The sequence below is a fragment of the Endozoicomonas sp. genome, from assembly GCF_031844845.1.
GTDB lineage: Bacteria > Pseudomonadota > Gammaproteobacteria > Pseudomonadales > Endozoicomonadaceae > Endozoicomonas.
This window is the reverse complement of sequence record NZ_JAVRMB020000393.1, coordinates 1-3239: the sequence shown is the minus strand read 5'-3', so window position 1 is coordinate 3239 and position 3239 is coordinate 1. Positions and strand designations below refer to the sequence as shown.

The following is a 3239-nucleotide window of genomic DNA, read 5'->3' as shown; positions in this document are numbered from 1 at the left end:
CGGTTGTCGCAAAACCCTCCTCGCTCCCACGCTCTGCGTGGTAGCGCCAGGACCCAACCACAGACACGATTCCTGTGGTTGGCTATGCATTCCCACGCAGAGCGTGGGAACGAGGTTTCTGGTGGGTTTTGCGACAGCCTCTGAAACGGTGATGAATGCCATATTTCTGCAGTTTTTCCCCAACTGACAATATTCTCCCCAGGCGGCGGCCTGAGCATCATTCAGCAGCTTGACCGGTAAACTGCTGATACTTTCAAGAACGGATTGCAGGGGAAAGTCATTCAGGCCACCCAGGTTGTCAGGGTTGACAGCCGTTAATCGTCCCTGATTGATAATGCCGGTAGAGGCCACAACTACGGAGGTGGCCTGACCAAGCAATGGTGTTATCAATTGCTCAAGGGCAACAGTGAGATCACTGGCAGAACCACATTTTGGAGTACTGGACCGCCGGCTCTCTAAAAGACTATTGTCGTTTATTAGAGAGGCAGAAAGCTTGGTGCCGCCAATATCAATTGCAATAATCATGACTGCCTTTCCGCTACTGTTCTTTGATTGAAGAGTCTGAAAAAAGAGAGGCTTCATCAATGGCATCGCAGAACCATTGGCAAATATGCTCAACACGAGTAATAGCTGAACCAACGGTAACGCAGCAGGCACCTTCACTGATGGCCCGACTGGCCAGTTCGGGCTGATTGAATCGACCTTCTGCCACCACTTTATAGCCCCGCTCAGCCAGGGCACGAATCAATTGAAAATCAGGCCCTTTAGGAATAAGGCCTTCAGTGTATCCGGACAGGGTCGTTCCAATCAGCTCGACGCCCATTTCGGCAGCCAGAATTCCATCCTCCAGCGTGGCGCAGTCAGCCATGGCAATACAGCCGGAACGATGAATGGCTTCTACTAACTCTAACGTAGCCACTGGGCGCTTTCTTTGAGTAGCGTCATACGCAATGATTTTCGCACCCGCCTCAGCCAGTGCATAAACGTCTTCCAGCCATGGCGTAATGCGAACATCACTGTCCAATAAATCACGCTTTACAATACCGACCACCGGAACATCAAGTACCCTGGCAACCTCAGCCACATTAATAACACCCTGTATCCTTACCGCTGCGGCGCCTCCCTCTCGACAAGCCAGAGCCATACGGGTAATGGTTTCCGGAGTATCCATAGGACCGTTATCAACAGGTTGGCATGAAGCGATCAGTTGACGATCCAGCTGTTTCAGAAAGTGTTCTTTATCCATTTTGGTTACCAATGCATGATGCTCGCAACTCAATCGGAGATTGAATAGTAGTCTTCAAGGCCCAGTAATCCTTGAGAAAACGAACATGGAGTAATATTTCGCTCTAAATATATAGATGAAGTAATACTACGGCAAGCGATTTTATTGTGCATGATGTTTTCAAAGTTTTTCATGTTTTTACATACAATAGAAAGACACCATCAGGTCATAACAGCCCATCGTATAAATGTGTTATCTGGTTCACAAAAAAGTAGGAATGAATAGCCGCTTTACGGTACATTCTGCAATATTATTTCAGGCTATCAAGGTTTCGTTGACAAAATGTTCTCAACGGAACCCTGGATCACTTAATGATCTGGGAACTAGTAAGTACGCGGCCATATTGAATATGATTTTATATGGTTGGGTACTTATTCCATCGAGCGTTGCTGGCTACCTCCCTGGTAATTCCGAGTCTATGTGATTTGTTGATATAACTTTGTTTACTATGGATAGGAAGAATTTTGATGTCTTCAACCAAAAGAATGGCGTCTGCAGGCGAGAACGTGCTCGCTAAACTGCGCGGTCGTAAGATGCACCTCTCTCCCGCGCTAATGAAAGTGGCGGAGTATGTGATCAATGAGCCTCACAACGTAATTCATCAGACGCTGGTCGATCTGGCAGACAACTCTGGCTCCAGCGAAGCCAGTGTCGTACGGTTTTGTCGTGATGCCGGTTACAGTAGTTTTGCTGCCTTTAAAATTGATCTGTCCATCAGTCTATTAAAGGAATCACCTCCGATAGACGACAGTGAAAGCGACTCTGTAAAAAACAGTCTGGCCAAAACCGTCAGCTCACTGAACGACACTGCCGCTCTATTAGATAGAGAACTCCTTGATAAAGCTGTCGAACTGATAGGCAGTGCAGACAGCGTCTACTTTTTTGGCGTCGGTGCATCAGCAACCATTGCGACCTATGGCGAATACCGCATGATGCGCCTTGGCATGAAAACCCGGGCTTTAAATGATATGCACAGCGCCATCATGACTGCATCCTGTATGAGAAAGAATGATGCTGTTGTCCTGATTTCCGGCAGTGGCAACACTCAGGACGTGATTCATACTGCCTACAAAGCCAAAAAGCAGGGTACCGCTATTATCGCTGTAACGGGTAATACTCGCAGTGAGCTGGCCAATATAGCCACGCTCGCCCTGCATACCGCAGTCCCTGAATCTGCGTTCAGTGCCGGAGCATTCTATTCCAAAACGGCACAAATGTTTGTAATTGACCTGATTGCCAATGGCATTCTGGATAAATATCCAACACTCAAGGACTCAGTGACACGCACTGCAGAGTCCATTGTATTTAGTCAATAAAACTTAAATTCAGGTTAATCAACCCTCTTTGCAGCAACCTGACTCCCCAGGTTGCTGCCTCTAAGACTCCCACGCACCCCCAACAACATCTCTAACCCGCTGTATTACATCAATAAACTATAAGCATATTGTAAAGATACGTTTATGATGATCACACAATCCTCACACCTTCCTGACATATAAGAAAAAAATCTACAATATGATAAGGATCAATGAAATTAAACTCCACTCGATGTCTAATGCTCTCACGAATTAACAAATGCCCTGAAGGGAATAGCCATGAAACAGGATTCAGATTACGGGTTGTTAGCCCGACTGCGAAGCCGGTTTGATCAGCTGTCCCCTGCGTTGGCGAAAATCAATCGGTTTGTGACCGAAAATCCGGATACCGTCATTCACCAGACATTAATTGAGCTGGCAGAAATTTCCGGAGCCAGTGAAGCCAGTGTTGTAAGATTTTGCAGAGATTCCGGTTTCAAGAGTTTTTCTGAATTTCGGGGTAGTGGGCCAAATGTGTGGTCAAGCATAAATATCTACCCCAAATTCAAGCGCGTTAATCAGTAATCCAATGACAATATCGTGCATCTTCTCAAGCTTGGAAAAGCATATACTCTTTCTCGCTAACCGTTTGATCCATG

Annotated in this window: 5 protein-coding genes; 2 read left to right on the top strand and 3 right to left on the bottom strand. The window is 46.5% G+C overall.

The window, feature by feature from the left end:
* The coding region (locus tag RM811_RS21785) for an ROK family protein (RefSeq protein ID WP_402528351.1) at positions 1–525 on the bottom strand (525 nt) is incomplete at its 3' end.
* Between the two features lie 13 nt (positions 526–538).
* Positions 539–1246, bottom strand: a complete 708-nt coding sequence (locus tag RM811_RS21780; RefSeq protein ID WP_402528348.1) for an N-acetylmannosamine-6-phosphate 2-epimerase — start codon at positions 1244–1246, stop codon at positions 539–541.
* 506 nt (positions 1247–1752) lie between these two features.
* Here RM811_RS21780 and RM811_RS21775 point away from each other — a divergent pair.
* Positions 1753–2601 carry a MurR/RpiR family transcriptional regulator gene (locus RM811_RS21775; protein WP_402528345.1) on the top strand — a complete coding sequence of 283 codons (849 nt, stop codon included), beginning with the start codon at positions 1753–1755 and terminating at the stop codon, positions 2599–2601.
* Positions 2602–2880: 279 nt separating this feature from the next.
* Positions 2881–3165: a MurR/RpiR family transcriptional regulator gene (locus RM811_RS21770; RefSeq protein WP_402528342.1), complete on the top strand. Its 285-nt coding sequence runs from the start codon at positions 2881–2883 to the stop codon at positions 3163–3165.
* Here RM811_RS21770 and RM811_RS21765 read toward each other — a convergent pair.
* Positions 3121–3234 (bottom strand): IS1 family transposase, encoded by a 114-nt coding sequence (locus tag RM811_RS21765; protein ID WP_402521032.1) that lies wholly within the window; start codon positions 3232–3234, stop codon positions 3121–3123. The genes RM811_RS21770 and RM811_RS21765 overlap by 45 nt on opposite strands.
* Positions 3235–3239: the final 5 nt, after the last annotated feature.